18 protein-coding genes and 1 riboswitch are annotated in these 16,624 nt (G+C 66.8%); of the genes, 13 read left to right on the forward strand and 5 right to left on the reverse strand.

The features are described 5' to 3' along the window. Positions 1–28 precede the first annotated feature (28 nt). A riboswitch (ZMP/ZTP riboswitch) is annotated at positions 29–115 on the forward strand. A 174-nt stretch (positions 116–289) separates the two neighbouring features. The 13 genes from glyA to LFT45_RS06780 all read left to right on the forward strand — a co-directional run bounded on the left by glyA (position 290) and on the right by LFT45_RS06780 (position 12,091). After that, positions 290–1,594 (forward strand): serine hydroxymethyltransferase, encoded by a 1,305-nt coding sequence (gene glyA, locus LFT45_RS06720; protein ID WP_236807627.1) that lies wholly within the window; start codon positions 290–292, stop codon positions 1,592–1,594. 3 nt (positions 1,595–1,597) lie between these two features. Beyond that, positions 1,598–2,497 (forward strand): bifunctional methylenetetrahydrofolate dehydrogenase/methenyltetrahydrofolate cyclohydrolase, encoded by a 900-nt coding sequence (locus tag LFT45_RS06725; RefSeq protein WP_236807628.1) that lies wholly within the window; start codon positions 1,598–1,600, stop codon positions 2,495–2,497. Between the two features lie 160 nt (positions 2,498–2,657). Next, on the forward strand, positions 2,658–3,854 hold the full coding sequence (locus LFT45_RS06730; protein ID WP_236807629.1) for a sensor histidine kinase: 1,197 nt from the start codon (positions 2,658–2,660) through the stop codon (positions 3,852–3,854). Continuing rightward, a complete protein-coding gene (locus LFT45_RS06735; RefSeq protein ID WP_236807630.1) occupies positions 3,851–4,516 on the forward strand; it encodes a response regulator in 666 nt (221 codons plus the stop codon). Before LFT45_RS06730 ends, LFT45_RS06735 begins: the two co-directional genes overlap by 4 nt. 139 nt (positions 4,517–4,655) lie before the next feature. Then, positions 4,656–4,964 carry an SHOCT domain-containing protein gene (locus LFT45_RS06740; RefSeq protein ID WP_236807631.1) on the forward strand — a complete coding sequence of 103 codons (309 nt, stop codon included), beginning with the start codon at positions 4,656–4,658 and terminating at the stop codon, positions 4,962–4,964. Between the two features lie 174 nt (positions 4,965–5,138). After that, positions 5,139–6,110: an ABC transporter ATP-binding protein gene (locus LFT45_RS06745; protein ID WP_236809053.1), complete on the forward strand. Its 972-nt coding sequence runs from the start codon at positions 5,139–5,141 to the stop codon at positions 6,108–6,110. After that, on the forward strand, positions 6,103–6,969 hold the full coding sequence (locus LFT45_RS06750; protein ID WP_236807632.1) for an ABC transporter permease: 867 nt from the start codon (positions 6,103–6,105) through the stop codon (positions 6,967–6,969). The genes LFT45_RS06745 and LFT45_RS06750 overlap by 8 nt, the downstream gene beginning before the upstream one ends. Beyond that, positions 6,966–7,799 (forward strand): ABC transporter permease, encoded by an 834-nt coding sequence (locus tag LFT45_RS06755; protein WP_236807633.1) that lies wholly within the window; start codon positions 6,966–6,968, stop codon positions 7,797–7,799. The genes LFT45_RS06750 and LFT45_RS06755 overlap by 4 nt, the downstream gene beginning before the upstream one ends. A gap of 62 nt (positions 7,800–7,861) precedes the next feature. Then, complete coding sequence (locus LFT45_RS06760) at positions 7,862–8,425, forward strand: hypothetical protein (protein WP_236807634.1); 564 nt, start codon at positions 7,862–7,864, stop codon at positions 8,423–8,425. 10 nt (positions 8,426–8,435) lie between these two features. Continuing rightward, positions 8,436–9,269, forward strand: coding sequence for an exodeoxyribonuclease III (locus tag LFT45_RS06765; RefSeq protein ID WP_236807635.1), 834 nt, complete (start codon positions 8,436–8,438; stop codon positions 9,267–9,269). Positions 9,270–9,287: 18 nt separating this feature from the next. Then, the gene (gene trpS, locus LFT45_RS06770; protein WP_236807636.1) at positions 9,288–10,376 is read left to right on the forward strand and encodes a tryptophan--tRNA ligase; all 1,089 of its coding nucleotides are present in this window, start codon (positions 9,288–9,290) and stop codon (positions 10,374–10,376) included. Positions 10,377–10,392: 16 nt separating this feature from the next. Beyond that, positions 10,393–10,989 (forward strand): 2'-5' RNA ligase family protein, encoded by a 597-nt coding sequence (locus tag LFT45_RS06775; protein ID WP_236807637.1) that lies wholly within the window; start codon positions 10,393–10,395, stop codon positions 10,987–10,989. Positions 10,990–11,026: 37 nt separating this feature from the next. Further along, positions 11,027–12,091 carry a YihY/virulence factor BrkB family protein gene (locus tag LFT45_RS06780; RefSeq protein WP_236809055.1) on the forward strand — a complete coding sequence of 355 codons (1,065 nt, stop codon included), beginning with the start codon at positions 11,027–11,029 and terminating at the stop codon, positions 12,089–12,091. Here the strand turns inward: LFT45_RS06780 and LFT45_RS06785 are convergent. The 5 genes from LFT45_RS06785 to sdhC form a co-directional block, all read right to left on the reverse strand. Beyond that, complete coding sequence (locus LFT45_RS06785; RefSeq protein ID WP_236807638.1) at positions 12,048–12,818, reverse strand: alpha/beta hydrolase family protein; 771 nt, start codon at positions 12,816–12,818, stop codon at positions 12,048–12,050. The genes LFT45_RS06780 and LFT45_RS06785 overlap by 44 nt on opposite strands. Before the next feature lie 110 nt (positions 12,819–12,928). Then, positions 12,929–13,711: a succinate dehydrogenase iron-sulfur subunit gene (locus LFT45_RS06790; protein ID WP_111904067.1), complete on the reverse strand. Its 783-nt coding sequence runs from the start codon at positions 13,709–13,711 to the stop codon at positions 12,929–12,931. 1 nt (position 13,712) lies between these two features. Further along, positions 13,713–15,515 (reverse strand): succinate dehydrogenase flavoprotein subunit, encoded by a 1,803-nt coding sequence (gene sdhA / locus LFT45_RS06795; protein WP_236807639.1) that lies wholly within the window; start codon positions 15,513–15,515, stop codon positions 13,713–13,715. Positions 15,516–15,620: 105 nt separating this feature from the next. Beyond that, complete coding sequence (locus LFT45_RS06800; protein WP_236807640.1) at positions 15,621–16,112, reverse strand: succinate dehydrogenase hydrophobic membrane anchor subunit; 492 nt, start codon at positions 16,110–16,112, stop codon at positions 15,621–15,623. Positions 16,113–16,115: 3 nt separating this feature from the next. Continuing rightward, a complete protein-coding gene (sdhC, locus tag LFT45_RS06805) occupies positions 16,116–16,451 on the reverse strand; it encodes a succinate dehydrogenase, cytochrome b556 subunit (RefSeq protein WP_043417639.1) in 336 nt (111 codons plus the stop codon). Positions 16,452–16,624 lie beyond the last annotated feature (173 nt).

Here is a 16,624-nt window from a genome sequence, read left to right on the forward strand (position 1 = left end):
CCGCGCGTCGGTCCCGCTTTTGATAGTGTGGTGGCGTCGCAACTGGCGTTTGGGTGGCTAACCACCAGGGAGCGGCATTCACGAAGACCACGGATCGTACGCCTGGGCCGAGGGTCATGTTTTGCCGGTAGCGCTGCGCTTCTCGAAGAGCGGCCACCCGATTGCGCTGCGGCGCCCTGAATTGACCTGCGCCCGGAACGTTTCCGGATGGTGGTCACTGACGGGCGGAGCACCGTTCCAGCCGGTAGCCTGACCTTTAGCAGTGCCCGTCCCTAGCCAGGAGTTCTTCGTGACCACTTCACCGACTTCCGTTAGCACCTCCGCCGTCAGCAACCAGCCGCTGGCTGAGCTCGATCCCGAGATCGCCGCAGTACTGGACCAGGAACTCGGCCGCCAGCGCGGCACCCTGGAAATGATCGCCTCTGAAAACTTCGCCCCCCGCGCCGTCATGGAAGCCCAGGGCTCCGTTCTGACCAACAAGTACGCCGAGGGCTACCCGGGCCGCCGCTACTACGGTGGCTGCGAGTACGTCGACGTTGCCGAGCAGTTGGCGATTGACCGGGTCAAGGACCTGTTCGGTGCCGAATACGCCAACGTCCAGCCGCACTCCGGCGCGCAGGCCAACGCCGCTGCGCTCTCCGCCATGATCACCCCCGGTGACAAGATCCTGGGCCTGTCCCTGGCCCACGGCGGACACCTCACGCACGGCATGAAGCTGAACTTCTCCGGCAAGCTCTACAACGTGGCCGCCTACCAGGTGGAGCAGGACACCTTCCGCGTTGACATGGACAAGCTCCGCGAGCAGGCCATCGCCGAGAAGCCGCAGGTGATCATTGCCGGCTGGTCCGCCTACCCGCGCCACCTCGACTTCGCCGCGTTCCGCTCCATCGCCGATGAAGTGGGCGCCCTGCTCTGGACGGACATGGCACACTTCGCCGGCCTCGTGGCAGCAGGCCTGCACCCGAGCCCGGTGCCGCACTCCGACGTCGTCACTTCCACCGTGCACAAGACCCTCGCCGGCCCCCGCTCGGGTGTGATCCTGGCCAAGCAGGAGTGGGCCAAGAAGCTCAACTCCAACGTCTTCCCGGGCCAGCAGGGCGGACCGCTCATGCACGTCATCGCCGCCAAGGCGGTGGCCTTCAAGATCGCCGGCACCGCCGAATTCAAGGAGCGCCAGGAGCGCGTCCTGGAAGGCGCCAAGATCATCGCCGACCGCCTCAACCAGTCCGACGTTGCCGAGGCGGGCGTGTCCGTCCTCACCGGCGGCACCGACGTTCACCTGGTCCTGGTGGACCTGCGCAACTCGCAGCTGGACGGCCAGCAGGCCGAGGACCTCCTGCACTCCGTGGGCATCACCGTCAACCGCAACGCCGTGCCGTTCGACCCGCGCCCGCCGATGGTCACCTCCGGCCTGCGCATCGGCACCCCGGCCTTGGCCACCCGCGGCTTCGGCGCCACGGAATTCACCGAGGTTGCCGAGATCATCGCCACCGCCCTGAAGGCCGGCTCCGCCACGGACGTCGAGGCCCTGCAGGCCCGCGTGGACAAGCTCGCCGCCGACTTCCCGCTGTACCCGCAGCACGAGCAGTGGTGATCCGTGACTGAAACCGCAAAAACCGCGCAGATCCTTGACGGCAAGGCTACCGCCGCCGCCATCAAGGCAGAGCTGACCGAACGCGTGGCCGCACTCAAGGCCAAGGGCGTCACTCCGGGACTGGGCACCATCCTGGTGGGGTCCGACCCCGGCAGCACCTGGTACGTGGGCGGCAAGCACAAGGACTGCGCCGAGGTGGGAATCAACTCCATCCGCCGTGACCTGCCCGAGGAAACCACCCAGGACGAGCTCCTGGCCGTGGTCCGCGAGCTGAACGATAACCCGGAGTGCACGGGCTACATCGTCCAGCTGCCGCTGCCCAAGCACATCGACCAGGACGTCATCCTGGAGGCCATGGATCCGGACAAGGACGCCGACGGCCTGCACCCGATGAACCTGGGCCGGCTCGTGGCCAACATCAGCGGCCCCATGAAGTCCCCGCTGCCCTGCACCCCCAAGGGCTGCGTGGAACTGCTCACCCGGCACGGTATTGACCTGAAGGGCAAGCGGGTCCTCGTGGTGGGGCGCGGTGTGACCATCGGCCGCCCGGTGGGCCTGCTGCTGACCCGCAAGGACGTCAACGCCACTGTGGTGCTGGCACACACCGGCACCACCGACCTGGCCGCCGAACTCCGGCAGGCCGATGTCGTGATCGCCGCGGCCGGCGTGCCGCACCTGGTCAGGGCGGAGGACCTGAAGCCGGGTGCCATCGTGCTCGACGTCGGCGTGAGCCGCGTGGACGACGGCACCGGCAAGGCGGTGGTCACCGGAGACGTGCACCCCGACGCTGCCGACGTCGCCGCCTGGCTGTCCCCGAACCCGGGCGGCGTGGGTCCGATGACCCGCGCCATGCTCCTGGCAAACGTGGTGGAAACCGCGGAACGCCAGGCGGGCATCGCTTAGCCAGCAGGCGTCGGTATGACTAGCTGGGCCCACGCCCGCAGGGTTCCCTGGCCGAGCTTGCGAAGTTAGGGGGCGGGTGGGGCGTCTACTCCTTCGGGAGTAGGCGCCCTACGCCCTTAAGCCGACGACGGGCGGGGCCTTCCCGGCTAGGCTCGGACCTATGCAGCACCGTTTCCGGGGACCGCCCACAGCAGCCATCGTGGTGGCCGTGGCCGTCTTCGAGGTGGTGGGCACTGTCTTCGCCTCCGCCCGGCAACCGGACCACCGGCCGCTGGATGCCCTCGCGTTCGTCCTGCTGCTCGCGGGGCCGGCCTCACTGTCGCTCCGGCGCCGCGCTCCGTTGGTCATGCTTCCTGCCGCGGCGGCTTCCGTCGCCGCGTACCTGGCGCGCGGCTACGCGTGGGGTCCGGTGTTCCTGTCGCTGGCGCTGGCGATCGTGCTTTCCGCGGCGGCCGGGAAGCGCTGGCAGACCTGGACCGTGGCCGGGGCCTGCGCAGCGGTGCTGGTGGCCGGCGCGGCAGCCGGTGGTGACGAGTTCGGACTGGTCCGGGCCTTCGCCGCCACGTCATGGCTGGCCATTCTGGTGCTGATGGGGGAGGGCATCAGGCTCCGCACGGAACGGGTGGCGGAACGCCGCCGCCAGCGCGAGGCGCGCGAGCAGGCTGCCCGCGACGAGTACCGGCTGACGCTCGCCCGGGACATCCACGACGTCGTTGCCCATTCCCTGTCGCTGATCAACGTCCGTGCCTCGGTGGCGCTGCACCTGGGGGAGAAGGACCCCGCCCAGTTCCGCCCCGCGCTGGAAGCCATCAAAGCCGCGAGCAAGGATTCGCTCGCCGAGGTGCGCCAGCTCCTGGGCGTGCTCCGCGAGGACGCCCCGCTGAGTCCCGCGCCGCCGCCCCGGCTGGACCGACTTCCCGCGCTTGCCGAGGACGCCCGCCGTGCCGGGCTGGACGTCAGCCTGACCCAGCCGGAGGCCGCCGCTGCGCGGCAGCTCCCTGACGCGGTCCAGGAGGCCGCGTACCGGATCGTCCAGGAGGCGTTGACCAACGTGGTGCGGCATTCCGGCGCCCGGAAGGCCGCCGTCGTCCTTGCCCTGGAGGGCCCGACGTCGGCAGGTAGCCCAGGCACGCAGCTCACCGTGACCGTTGACGACGACGGCGCGGGGGCCGTCGGTGTGCCGGAAGGCAACGGGGTGACGGGGATGCGGGAGAGGGCGGCCGCAGCCGGAGGTTCGCTGCAGGTGGCGCCGCTAAACCTTGCGCCGCTGCATCCGGGCTGGCGGGTCCGCGCGGTGATCCCGGTCGCCGGGCCGCTGGCCGGCCCCTTGCGGGGACCCGGACAGGAGGCGCGGTGATCCGCATCCTGCTGGCCGATGACCAGACCCTCATCCGCGCCGGTTTCCGCGCCCTCCTGAACGCCGAACCGGACATGGAGGTGGTGGCCGAGTGCGGCACCGGCGGCGACGCAGTCCGCCTGGCCGCCCGGGAGCGCCCCGACGTGGTGCTCATGGACATCCGCATGCCCGAGATGGACGGACTGGAGGCCACCCGGAAGATCATGGCGGACCAGGGCCTCGCCGGCACGCGCATCATCATCCTCACCACCTTCGAACTGGACGAATACATTGCCGAGGCGGTGCGGGCCGGGGCGGCAGGGTTCCTGGTGAAGGACACCGAACCCGAGGAGCTGCTCCGGGCCGTCCGTGTGGTCCATGACGGAGACGCCCTGCTCTCGCCGTCGGTGACCCGGCGCATCATGGCCCAGCTGGCGCTGCAGTCCCGGGCGACGGCGGCCCCGGCTCAGCTGGCGAACATCACCGAGCGTGAGCGCGAAGTCCTGCGGCTCGTGGGCGAGGGCCTGAACAACGCCGAGATCGCGGAGCGGCTGGTGATCACGCCGCTTACGGCCAAAACGCACGTCTCACGCATCATGACCAAGCTGCTGGTCCGCGACCGGGCGCAGCTGGTGGTGCTGGCCTACGAATCGGGGCTCGTCCGGCCCGGCTGGGCCGGCTGAGGCAGCAGGCGCGTGACTCCCGGCGGAGTACGCGGGGCACCCAAGGTGACTCCCGGCGTCGGACGACCCGCCGCCGTCGGACGGCCAGACTCGAACCAGAGCCGAAAGCCGGCCCGTACCGAGATTCTGGGAGCACAACATGACTTCATCCCTAGCCACCACTATGGCGGTCCAGTCCGCGCAACTGCTGGCCGATCCCGTCGCCCACGGCCCGTGGGGCACAGGATTCTCGCCATGGTTCCTGCTGTTCCCGCTGTTCTGGATTTTGGTGATCGGCCTGTTGATCTTCTTCGCCCGGCGCACCTGGCGCAGGAACCACGAGTGGGCCACCGCCCGCGGCGGCGAAAGCGTCCTGCGTGAGCGCTACGCACGCGGCGAAATTGATGAGACCGAATACCGCCAGCGGCTGGAGGTTCTGCGGGGGGATTCACGGGGGAACCGCAGGTAGCGCCTGCCGCAACGCGGGGTCAGGTATCGCCAATAAGGGGTCCGCATTGGGCGACATCTGACCCCGCGTTGCTGTTCGGGTTTTTGAGATTTAGCTATTCCTTTGGCCCGCGCCGCGTACTAGCGTGATGGGGTGCCCGAACTCCATTCCGCCCAAGGAACGTCCAAGAAGCCTGTGCCCGCTCACGAGACACGGCCCGAGAACCACAAAGAGCCCGCCGCGCCGCAGTATGTCATTACCGCAGAGAACCTGACCAAGACCTACGGCGACGTCATCGCCGTCGACGGCATTTCCTTCAGCGTTCCCGCGGGGGAGTCCTTCGGGCTGCTCGGGCCGAACGGCGCGGGCAAGTCCACCACCATGAAAATGATCGGCGGAGTGTCCCAGCGGACGTCCGGGAACCTGACCATCATGGGGCTGGATCCCGAGCAGAACGGTCCCGAGGTGCGGGCGCACCTGGGCGTGGTACCGCAGCAGGACAACCTGGACGAGGAACTCAAAGTCAGGGACAACCTGCTCGTCTACGGCCGCTACTTCGGCCTGCCCATGAGCTACCTCAAACCCAAGGCCGACGAGCTCCTCCAGTTCGCGCAGCTGACGGACAAGGCCAAGTCCAAGGTGGACGCCCTGTCCGGCGGCATGAAACGCCGCCTCACCATCGCGCGCTCGCTCATCAACGAACCCCGCATCCTGCTGCTCGACGAGCCCACCACCGGACTGGATCCGCAGGCGCGGCACATCCTGTGGGACCGGCTGTTCCGCCTGAAGGAGCAGGGCGTCACGCTGATCCTCACCACGCACTACATGGACGAGGCGGAGCAGCTTTGCGACCGGCTGATCGTGGTGGACAAGGGACGGATCATGGCGGAGGGATCGCCGGCCGCCCTCATTCGCGACTACTCCACCCGCGAGGTCCTGGAGCTGAGGTTCGGGTCGGAACGCAACGCCAGCATCGGGGCCGAGCTCGAGGGCATCGGCGAACGCCTGGAAACGCTCCCGGACCGGGTGCTCATCTACACGCACGACGGCGAGGCCGCGCTGGAGGAAGTTTCCGGCCGCGGGCTGCGGCCGCTGACGTCGCTGGTGCGCAGGTCCTCGCTGGAGGACGTGTTCCTCCGGCTAACCGGCAGGAGCCTCGTTGACTGAGCCGCTGGCTGCTGCGGATAGCACGACGGCGGGACGCGCCCTGCGCGCGCATGCTCCCGAGGTGGCGGCCGCCAGGGCGCGGCGCTGGGGTGCCTTCTACTACGCCGAGCAGGTCCTGCGCGTCATGAAGGGGTACGGCTGGTCCATCTTCCTGTACAGCGTGGGCCAGCCCGCCGCGTACCTGTTCGCGATGGGCGTCGGCCTGGCCACGCTGGTGGACACCAACGCCGTCTCCGCGTTCGGCGGGGTCAGCTACATCGCCTTCATCGCGCCGGCACTGCTCGTCTCTGCCGCGGTCATGACCGCCGCCACCGAATTCACGTTCCCCGTGATGGACGGCTTCAAATGGCGCCGCGTCTACTATGGGCCGCACGCCTCCCCGCTGACACCGGAGCAGATCGCGGCGGGGCAGATCATCGCGGTGACCCTGCGGTTCCTGCTGCAGTCTGTCATCTACTTCGTGATCGTTGCCCTGTTTGGCGCATCACCGAGTGGCTGGGGCTGGGGCTCCGTGCTGGTGGCAACCTTGGCCGGGCTCTCGTTCGGCCTGCCGCTCATGGCGTACGCCGCATCCATCAAGGAGGACAAGGGCCAGTTCGCCATGGTGATGCGGTTCATCGTCATGCCGCTGTTCCTGTTCTCCGGCACGTTCTTCCCGCTGGACACGCTGCCCGTGCTGGTCCGCTGGATCGGCTGGATTTCGCCCATCTGGCACGGCACGGAGCTGGGCCGGGTGATGACCTTCGGCTACGAGGAATCCCCGGTGCTGACCATCATCCACGTCGTGTTCCTGCTGGCCCTGGCCTGGTTCGGCTGGGTGCTCACCAAGCGCCAGTTCGTCAGGAGGATGGGGCAGTGACAGTCCTGACCCAGGGGCACGCCGTCACAGACGAAGCCCGGAACCGGCGCTTCGGCCCGCTGTACTCGCGCAACGCCCGGGCGGTGATCGGGCGCGGGCTGATGGCCACTAAGAGCAGCAATTGGATGGTCATGCTGTCCGGGTTCTTCGAGCCGGTGCTGTTCCTGATTTCCATGGGCGTCGGGATGGGTGCCGTGGTGGGTTCCGTCTCCGGCCCGGGCGGCCAGGAGATCAGCTACGCGGCGTACATTGCCCCGGCGCTCCTTGCGGTCTCGGCCATGAACGGGGCGGTGTACGACTCCACCTGGAATGTCTTCTTCAAGATGAACTTCGCCAAGCTCTACCAGGGGATGCTGTACACCTCGCTCGGGCCCCTGGACGTGGCCATCGGCGAGATCATCCTGGCCCTGCTGCGCGGCCTGCTGTACGCCACCGGGTTCACGGCGGTCATGGGGCTGATGGGCCTGATCACCACCCCGTGGGCGCTGCTGATGATTCCGGCCTCGGTGCTGATCGCGTTCGGATTCGCCAGCTTCGGCATGGGCATCACGAGCTTCATGAAGACCTTCCAACAGATGGACTGGGTGAACTTCATCATGCTGCCGATGTTCCTGTTCAGCGCCACCTTCTATCCGCTGAGCGTCTACCCCGAATACATCCAGTGGCTGATCCAGGCCATGCCGCTGTGGCACGGCGTGGAGCTGCTGCGGCAGATCAGCGCGGCCTCCTTCACCCCGGCGACGGCCATCCACGTGGGCTACTACCTGGTGATGATCGTGCTGGGCCTGATGCTCACCACCGGCAGGCTGCGGAGCCTGTTCCTGAAGTAGGCAGGTGTTCGCCGCCGGTGGAAGCGTCCTGGGGCGGTCCGGGGATTTGAGAGAATAGCTTCATGCAATCTCTGGGCAGCTCCAAGTCTTCCTCCACCCCGGGCCGGGGCGGATTCTCCATGTTCCGCATCAGCGGTCCGGGCCTGCTGGTCCTGATCACCGCCTTCCTGGTGGCAGTGATCTTCGCCGCCAACCAGAACGACGTCGTCGGCTGGGTTGTCGCCGTCATCGCGCTGTTCTGGCTGGCGCTGGCTTCCTTCGTGGTCTTCAGCATCCAGCGGGCGGCCAAGAAGGCCGGCGCGAAGATCAACGAGGCGCACAACGCGTTCAACGCTGCCGCGGGCCGCGCGCCCTCCACCGTTTCGGCCGACCACGGCGGAACCCGCCTGGTCCGCGAACGCGGCGAGGCGGAGGAGATCCGGGACATGAAGCTGGACCACTCCTTCAAGATCGTGCAGGTGCAGGTGCGCGTGGTGGAGCAGGAACAGGCCAAGGGTGCAGCAGCGGACCAGGACACCATCCGCCGCGCCCTGGAGACCATCGAGATCACCGCCACCAACGCACGTGACATGATCAAGTCGTCCGGCGGCTCCGGCGAGCCCGTGACCGGAACCATCATCGACTAGAGTGGAACGGGTGAGCTCGGCATTGAAGAAGGACCACCTTCGCATCGCAACAGTCAACGTCAACGGACTCCGTGCTGCCTACAAAAAGGGCATGTCGGAATGGCTCGCGACCCGCGAAGTGGACATTCTGACGCTGCAGGAAGTCCGGGCCCCTGACGCCATCGTTCGCCAGCTCATCGGCGAAGGGTGGCACATCCTGCACGCCGAAGCCGAGGCCAAGGGCCGCGCCGGCGTCGCCATCGCCTCCCGCGAAGAGCCCCTCGTCACCCGCGACCACATCGGCGACGACTACTTCGCCACGGCCGGCCGCTGGGTGGAGGCGGACTTCCGCGTCCGCGACGCCGAGGGCAACGCCTCCCAGCTGACCGTTGTGAGCGCTTACGTGCACTCCGGCGAGGCCGGCACCCCCAAGCAGGAGGACAAATACCGCTTCCTGGATCTCATGAGCACGCGTCTGCCCGAGCTCACCAAGCACAGCGACCACGCTCTGGTGACCGGCGACTTGAACGTCGGCCACACTGAGCTGGACATCAAGAACTGGAAGGGCAACGTCAAGCGTGCCGGCTTCCTGCCCGAGGAGCGTGCCTACTTTGACCGCTTTTTCGGTGAGGAGATCGGCTGGAAGGATGTTCACAGGGGCCTGGCGGGTAACGTCAACGGCCCCTACACCTGGTGGTCGCAGCGCGGCCAGGCCTTCGACAACGACACCGGCTGGCGCATCGACTACCACCTGGCCACCCCCGCCCTCGCGGCCGCAGCAGTTTCGGCCACCGTGGACCGGGCACCCTCGTGGGACACCCGCTTCTCTGACCATGCCCCGCTGGTAGTGGACTACCGGCTCTAGCTCCAAAGGTTTCGACGAATGACCTCCACTTCCACCGTGACCGACGCCGCTGCTGCGCAGCCCGAAGCAGCAAACGGAACGCAGCCGGCTACCGGGATCCGGCACCGGATCCTTTCCGGCATGCAGCCCTCCGCCGATTCGCTGCACCTTGGCAACTACCTCGGCGCCCTCGTCAACTGGGTGCGCATGCAGGATGAGTATGACGCCGTCTTCTTCATTCCGGACCTGCACGCGATCACAGTTCCCCAGGATCCCGCCGAACTGGCTCGCCGGACGCGGGTCACGGCGGCGCAGTACATTGCCGGCGGCGTGGACGTGGACAAGTGCACCCTGTTCGTCCAGTCCCAGGTTCCCGAACACGCCCAGCTGGCCTGGGTCCTGAACTGCATCACCGGCTTCGGCGAGGCGTCCCGCATGACGCAGTTCAAGGACAAGGCTCACAAGCAGGGCTCGGAACACGCCAGCGTTGGCCTGTTCACCTACCCCATCCTGCAGGCCGCGGACATCCTGCTCTACCAGCCGCACGGCGTCCCCGTCGGCGAGGACCAGCGCCAGCACGTCGAGCTCAGCCGCGACCTCGCCGCACGCTTCAACACCCGTTTCGGCGAGACCTTCACCGTGCCCAAGCCCTTCATCCAGAAGGAATCGGCGAAGATCTACGACCTGCAGAACCCCACCGCCAAGATGTCCAAGTCCGCGGACTCACCCGCCGGGCTGATCAACCTGCTCGACGAGCCCAAGGTCACGGCCAAGCGGATCAAGTCTGCGGTCACGGACACGGAAACAGAGATCCGCTTCGACCGGGAAACCAAGCCCGGGGTCTCCAACCTGCTGACCATCTACTCGGCCATCACCGGAAAGTCTGTGGACGCCCTCGTCGGCGAATACCAGGGCAAGATGTACGGCCACCTCAAGGTGGACCTTGCCGAGGTGGTGACGGAGCGCCTGACGCCGATCCGCGACCGCGCGAACGAACTGCTCGCGGACCCGGCCGAGCTGGACCGCCTGCTGGCCCACGGTGCCGACAAGGCCCGCACGATCGCCTCCGCCACCCTTGCGGACGTTTATGCCAAGACCGGCTTCCTGCCATATGCCGGAGCCCGCTAGCGAGATGCCGGCCCCCATGCCCGCCAACAGCGGAGTCAGCAACGGAATGAGCCTAGGGGTCATTCTGGGCTTCCCGCCTGAAATCGCCGAGGAACTGCAGCGGTGGCGGGCGTCCTTCGGGGACCCCATGGCCACGGTCATACCGGCGCACATCACGCTGGTCACCACCACGCCCACCAATGACTGGGAAACGGCCCGTGACCATGTGCGGCAGGTGGCCCGGACGCAGGCGCCGTTCATGGTGACCATCTGCGGAACGGGGTCCTTCCGGCCCGTCTCCCCGGTGGTCTTCATCAACGTGGAGGACGGCTTCCAGGAATGCGTCGACCTGCACGAAAAGCTCCAGACCGGACCGCTCGAACGTGAGCTGCCTTTTGCCTACCATCCCCATGTGACCATTGCCCACGACGTCGCACCCGAAAGCCTCGATGAGGCCGAAACGGTGCTGAAAGACTACAGGGCCACCTTCCCGGTGGTTAGCATGGGACTTTACGAGCACGACACCAACGGTATTTGGCAGCTACGGGAAGAGCTTGACTTTGGTACCGAACCAGACGACGAACGGGACGCACTCCGGGCACCAAACGCCGACGGAGCCACCGCTCCCCACTGAGCGTGCGCAGCTGTTGCTGGAGGTCATCCGCAAGCAGGTGGAGTGGGGCAAGGCCCGCAGGTCCGGCAAGGGAACGTTTCCCCAGCTCATGGCCCTGGTCCAGTGGCTGCAGGCCCGGCTGAACGCCTTCCGCCCGATGCGGGCCTGGCAGCACTACACCCGGCAGCACGGTCCGCTGATGAGTGCGGGCATCGGCTTCAACATGTTCTTCTCCATCACCGGCCTGCTGGCCACCGGGTTCTCCATCGCCGGGCTGGCGCTGCGCGGCCAGCCGGCACTCCTGGACCGGATCACCGCCAGCGTGGCCGCAAGCGCCCCTGGGCTGCTGAAGGTCGACGGCGGGGATGGGCTTGTCGATCCGAAGGACCTCCTGAACCCCGACGGTCTCGGCTGGACGGCAGTGATCGCCGCCGTCGTTACCGTCATCACGTCCCTGGGCTGGATCGCCGGTGCCCGGGAGGGGCTCCGCGGCGTGATGATGCTGGGCCCGCTCAAGCTCAATCCGGTGGTCCTCAAACTGCACGACGCCGGCACGCTGCTGCTGCTCGGCGTCGCCCTGGTCATCAGTTCGGGTGCCTCCCTCGTGTTCGGCACCGCGGCGGGCTGGGCGATGGAGCAGCTACGCCTGGACCAGGCGGTGGCCGGCCCGATGGCGGCGCTGATCAAGATCGCCGTGCCGCTGGTCCTGAACTGGATCACGGCGCTGATCATGTTCCGCCTGGCCGGCGGCCTGAAGCTGTCCCGGCGGGCGCTGCTGGAAGGAACCATCCTCGCGGGCGTGGGTACCACTGCGCTGCAGGTCTTCAGCACCGAACTGCTGGCCGGTGCCGGACGCAACCCCATCCTGGCGCCGTTCGCGATCATCATCGGGCTGCTGATCTGGTTCAACCTGGTCAGCCAGGTCTACCTCGTGGCAGCGGCCTGGTCAGCGATCCGTGAGGAGGACCTGAAGGCCTCGCCGGCAGCGAAGACCACCGGCTGGGGGCCACGGCAGGTGCAGCCCGGAAAGACGCCGGTGGAAGGATACCACCCGGCCGGGCATCCGCGCCCCGCGGGCGTCAGTGTCCGGCGTCGAGGTACTGGTCGGCCCACGCCGCGATAATCTTCGCGGCCCGCGCCGCCTGCCCCTTGCCGGTCAGCAGATGGTCGCTGCCCTCCAGCGAGACGAAGTTCCGCGGATGGCGGGCCGTCTGGAAGATCGTGCTGGCGTTCTCGATGCCCACCGTGTTGTCCGTGGGGGAGTGCAGGACCATCAGGGGCTTGTGCAGCCGCTTGATGCAGTCGGTGAGGTCGGCGTTCTCCAGGTCCTCCACGAAGTGCCGGCGGATCTCCACGCGCTTGCCGCCCAGGTCCACCTCGGCGCTGCCTTCGCTGAGGATTTTGTCCAGCGCCGCATCGAAGACGTGGGCCACGTGCTTGGGGGAGAAGGGCGCCCCGACCGTGGCGACCGCATCGAGCTCCGGGATCTCGGACGCGGCGGCGAGGACGGCAGCGCCGCCGAAGGAATGCCCCACGAGCAGGGAGATGGCCCGGCCCTCGGCCCGCATGTACTCCGCAGCACGGACGGTGTCCGCCACCTTGTGGCTGAAGGACCCGGCGGACCACTGGCCCGCTGAGCCGCCGAGGCCCACGTTGTCGAAGCGGAGCATGCCGATCCCGTTGTCCGCCAGCGCCTTGCATATCCGGGACGCCGCGGGGCTGTCCTTGCCCAGCGTGAAGCCGTGCGAGAAGACTCCCCAGCCCTTCACCGGGCCGTCCGGCACATCGAGGATGCCGGAGAGCAGTTCGCCGGTGGTGCCTTCGAACGAGACTTTTTCGGAGCGGGACACGTTGTCTTCTTTCGTGTGGTGCGAGTGGCTCTGCCGGGAAAACGACGACGGCGCCGCTCACCGTACGTTTACCGTACGCGGTGAGCGACGCCGTCGTCCGCGTTTAATCCTTAGATCTTGCGGGCCAGGATGGCCTGCTTGACCTCTGCGATGGCCTGTGTGACCTGGATACCGCGGGGGCAAGCCTCCGAGCAGTTGAAGGTGGTGCGGCAGCGCCACACGCCTTCCTTGTCGTTGAGGATCTCCAGGCGCATGTCGCCGGCATCGTCACGGGAGTCGAAGATGAACCGGTGGGCGTTGACGATCGCTGCCGGGCCGAAGTACTGGCCGTCGGTCCAGAACACCGGGCAGGACGACGTGCACGCGGCGCACAGGATGCACTTGGTGGTGTCGTCGAAGCGCTCACGGTCTTCGGCGGACTGCAGGCGTTCCTTCGTGGGGGCGTGGCCCTTGTTGATGAGGAACGGCATGACCTCGCGGAAGGACTGGAAGAACGGCTCCATGTCCACGATCAGGTCCTTCTCCACCGGAAGGCCCTTGATGGGCTCAACCGTGATGGGCTTGGACGTGTCCAGGTCCTTCAGCAGGGTCTTGCAGGCGAGACGGTTTCGGCCATTGATGCGCATGGCATCGGAACCGCAAACGCCGTGGGCGCACGAGCGGCGGAAGGAGACGCTGCCGTCGATTTCCCACTTGATCTTGTGCAGGGCGTCCAGCACGCGGTCCGTGCCGTACATGGTCAGCTTGTAGTCGTCCCAGCGGGCTTCGGCGGAAACCTCGGGGTCGTAGCGGCGGACGCGCAGGGTGATGTCGAACGTCGGGATTTCCCCGCCGCCGCCAACACCGGCGGGAAGTTCGATCTTGGAGGCTGGCTCAGCAAGTTCAGCGGACATATTAGTACTTCCTCACCATCGGCTCGTAGCGCGTAAAGACAACCGGCTTGGTGGCAAGCCGGACACCGGCGATTGCCTCCTCCGCGGAACCGTCGGCCGGTGCGTGGTCTTCTTTGTACGCCATGGAGTGCTTCATGAATTTTTCGTCGTCGCGGTCCGGGAAGTCCTCGCGGAAGTGGCCGCCGCGGGATTCCTCACGGTGCAGGGCAGCCACCGTCATGACCCGGGCCAGTTCCAGCAGGAACCCGAGTTCAACGGCCTCCAGCAGGTCAAGGTTGAAGCGCTTGCCCTTGTCCTGGACGTTGATGCGCTGGTAGCGCTCCTCGAAGGACTCGATGTCCCTGAGGACCTGGTTGAGCGTGTCAGCCGTGCGGAACACCTGCATGTTGGCGTCCATGGTGTCCTGCAGTTCCTTACGGATTGCGGAGACCTTCTCGGTGCCATTGGCGTTGCGGGCCACGTCCAGCAGCCCGATCGTGAAGGCTTCCGGGTTCTCCGGCAGCTCCACGAAGTCGGCCGTCTTGGCGTATTCAGCGGCGGCGATGCCGGCGCGCTTGCCGAACACGTTGATGTCCAGCAGGGAGTTGGTGCCCAGACGGTTGGAGCCGTGCACGGAAACGCAGGCCACTTCGCCGGCGGCGTAGAGGCCCGGAACAACAGTGTCGTTGTCCTGCAGGACCTCGGTGGTGATGTTCGTCGGGATGCCGCCCATGGCGTAGTGGGCCGTCGGGAAGACGGGGACCGGCTCCGTGTAGGGCTCCACGCCGAGGTAGGTGCGGGCGAACTCGGTGATGTCCGGCAGCTTGGCGTCGATGTGGGCCGGCTCAAGGTGCGTCAGGTCAAGGAGCACATAGTCCTTGTTCGGACCGCAGCCGCGGCCTTCGCGGACCTCGTTGGCCATAGAGCGGGCCACGATGTCACGCGGGGCGAGGTCCTTGATGGTGGGGGCGTAGCGCTCCATGAAGCGCTCACCCTCGGAGTTGCGCAGGATGGCACCTTCACCGCGGGCGGCCTCGGACAGGAGGATGCCCAGGCCGGCGAGGCCGGTCGGGTGGAACTGGAAGAACTCCATGTCCTCCAGGGGGATGCCGCGGCGGAACGCGATGCCCATGCCGTCACCGGTCAGGGTGTGGGCATTTGAGGTGGTCTTGAAGACCTTGCCGGCGCCGCCAGAGGCGAACACCACGGATTTGGCCTGGAAGACGTGCAGCTCGCCGGAGGCGAGGTCGTAGGACACGACGCCGGCCACGCGCTTCTGCTTGAACGGCGTGCCGTCCTCACGCACGGCGTCCTCCTCGACGGTCAGGAGGTCCAGGACGTAGTACTCGTTGTAAAACTCAACGTTGTGCTTGACGCAGTTTTGGTACAGGGTCTGCAGGATCATGTGGCCCGTGCGGTCGGCGGCGTAGCACGCGCGGCGCACCGGAGCCTTGCCGTGGTCACGGGTGTGGCCGCCGAAGCGGCGCTGGTCGATGCGGCCCTCTGGCGTGCGGTTGAACGGCAGGCCCATCTTCTCGAGGTCCAGCACCGCGTCGATGGCTTCCTTGGCCATGACCTCGGCGGCGTCCTGGTCAACCAGGTAGTCGCCGCCCTTGATGGTGTCGAAGGTGTGCCATTCCCAGTTGTCTTCCTCGACATTGGCCAGGGCTGCACACATGCCGCCCTGCGCCGCACCCGTGTGGGAGCGGGTGGGGTACAGCTTGGTCAGTACTGCTGTTCGCGCACGCTGACCGGACTCGATCGCGGCGCGCATCCCGGCGCCACCGGCACCGACGATGACGACGTCGTACTTATGGACCTGCATACCAGACGCTCTTTCTCTCAAAATTCGCAATAAAACAGCGGGCGGCCTGAGCCGTCTCCGCACAAAACTGCGGCCCGCCAAGGGATGGCGGGCCGCCAGGGGATGCTACGCGGGGCAGAAGCCGCCGGGCAGCTGGACGCCGTCCACCACCGGGCACGGGTTGAAGGTGAAGATCACCAGGGTGCCGAGGATGATGATGACGGCGGAGGCTGCGTAGAGAACCATCTTGAGCCAGAAGCGGGTGGAATCCTTCTCGGCGTAGTCGTTGATGATGGTGCGCACGCCGTTGGTGCCGTGCAGCATGGCGAGCCACAGCATGGCCAGGTCCCAGAACTGCCAGAACGGATCTGCCCACTTGCCGGCAACGAAGCCGAAGTCGATGGCGTGGATGCCTTCGCCCACCAGGAGGTTCACGATGAGGTGGCCGAAGATCAGCACCACCAGGACCACGCCGGAGAGGCGCATGAACAGCCAGGCCAGCATTTCGAAGTTGCCGCGGGAGCTGCCGTTGCGGCGGTACTTCGGGGCGATCTTGCCGGACTCGGGCTTGCCGGCGATCTGTCCGCTGCGCGGGGACTGGATCTCAGTTGCGGACATGGCTTAGTGACCTCCGAGCGCGAGGGACAGGTGGCGGATGGCGAAGGCGACCATGGTGACGACCCACAGGCCCAGCACCACCCAAAGCATCTGGCGCTGGTACTTGGCGCCCTTCTTCCAGAAGTCGACGGCGATGATCCGCAGGCCGTTGAAGGCGTGGAACACGATCGCTGCGACGAGGCCCGTTTCACCCAGGGCCATCAGCGGGTTCTTGTAGGCACCGATTACCGCGGTGTAGGCCTCGGGCGACACCCTCACCAGGGAGGTGTCCAGCACATGGACCAACAAGAAGAAAAAGATCACAACACCGGTAATGCGGTGTCCAACCCAGGACCACATGCCTTCACGGCCGCGGTACAAGGTGCCAGCTGGTTTCGTCGGCACTGAATAAACCTCCCTGAACACAGCGGCGCTGGCGCGGGATCCACGCCGGGGGAAACGCCTGCTGCGAGAGCACTCGTAGCTCAGGCCTAAATCTAGGCTTCGCTTACAGCTTATTCAATTCAGGCGTT

Origin of the sequence: Arthrobacter sp. FW305-BF8, from assembly GCF_021789315.1 — a bacterium.
Classification (GTDB): domain Bacteria; phylum Actinomycetota; class Actinomycetes; order Actinomycetales; family Micrococcaceae; genus Arthrobacter.

Coding starts and splice junctions, on each gene's coding strand:
- LFT45_RS06730 (WP_236807629.1), top strand. CDS start 2,658: ATGCAGCACCGTTTCCGGGGACCGCCCACAGCAGCCATCGTGGTGGCC.
- LFT45_RS06740 (WP_236807631.1), top strand. CDS start 4,656: ATGACTTCATCCCTAGCCACCACTATGGCGGTCCAGTCCGCGCAACTG.
- LFT45_RS06760 (WP_236807634.1), top strand. CDS start 7,862: ATGCAATCTCTGGGCAGCTCCAAGTCTTCCTCCACCCCGGGCCGGGGC.
- trpS (WP_236807636.1), top strand. CDS start 9,288: ATGACCTCCACTTCCACCGTGACCGACGCCGCTGCTGCGCAGCCCGAA.
- LFT45_RS06775 (WP_236807637.1), top strand. CDS start 10,393: ATGCCCGCCAACAGCGGAGTCAGCAACGGAATGAGCCTAGGGGTCATT.
- LFT45_RS06790 (WP_111904067.1), bottom strand. CDS start 13,711: ATGTCCGCTGAACTTGCTGAGCCAGCCTCCAAGATCGAACTTCCCGCC.
- sdhA (WP_236807639.1), bottom strand. CDS start 15,515: ATGCAGGTCCATAAGTACGACGTCGTCATCGTCGGTGCCGGTGGCGCC.
- LFT45_RS06800 (WP_236807640.1), bottom strand. CDS start 16,112: ATGTCCGCAACTGAGATCCAGTCCCCGCGCAGCGGACAGATCGCCGGC.
- sdhC (WP_043417639.1), bottom strand. CDS start 16,451: ATGTGGTCCTGGGTTGGACACCGCATTACCGGTGTTGTGATCTTTTTC.